The sequence below is a fragment of the Streptomyces sp. YS-3 genome (genome assembly GCF_045257485.1).
GTDB lineage: Bacteria > Actinomycetota > Actinomycetes > Streptomycetales > Streptomycetaceae > Streptomyces.
The window spans coordinates 1-618 of record NZ_JBJHPC010001185.1; the positions used below are offsets into that span (position 1 = coordinate 1).

A 618-nucleotide genomic window follows, 5' to 3' on the forward strand; every position below is an offset into this window, starting at 1 on the left:
AAGGGAAGGGGCGGGGTGGGGGCCCGGTAGCCTTGCCGCCCGTGACCGTAACCCTCATCTGGATCGCCGTAGCCCTCGCGGCGACCGGCCTCTACCTCAGCTGGACCGCCGGCCGCCTCGACCGCCTGCACGCCCGCATCGACGCCGCCCGCGCCGCCCTCGACGCCCAGCTGCTGCGCCGCGCCTCGGTCACCCAGGAACTGGCCACCTCCGGCGTCCTGGACCCGGCGGCCTCCATCGTGCTGTACGAGGCCGCGCACGCGGCCCGCCAGGCCGAGGAGGAGCAGCGGGAGGTCGCCGAGAGCGAGCTCAGCCAGGCGCTGCGGGCCGTCTTCGGCGAGCCCGCCCAGGTCGAGGCGGTCCGCGAGGCCCCCGGCGGGGTCGAGGCGGCGGAGGAGCTGGCCCAGGCCGTACGCCGCGTCCCCATGGCCCGCCGCTTCCACAACGACGCCGTACGCGCCGCCCGCGCCCTGCGCAGGCACCGCAAGGTCCGCTGGTTCCGGCTGGCCGGCCACGCCCCGTTCCCGCTCGCCTTCGAGATGGACGACGAGCCCCCGACCGCGCTCGCGGACCGCCCGGGCACATAGGCGCCACCGGGCCCCCCGGCCTCCCCAAGGC

1 protein-coding gene is annotated in these 618 nt (G+C 77.5%); it reads left to right on the forward strand.

The annotated features are described in order from the left end of the window. The first annotated feature begins 41 nt into the window (after window positions 1-41). On the forward strand, window positions 42-587 hold the full coding sequence (locus ACJA3G_RS38230; protein WP_406557580.1) for a hypothetical protein: 546 nt from the start codon (window positions 42-44) through the stop codon (window positions 585-587). The last annotated feature ends 31 nt before the right edge of the window (window positions 588-618 follow it).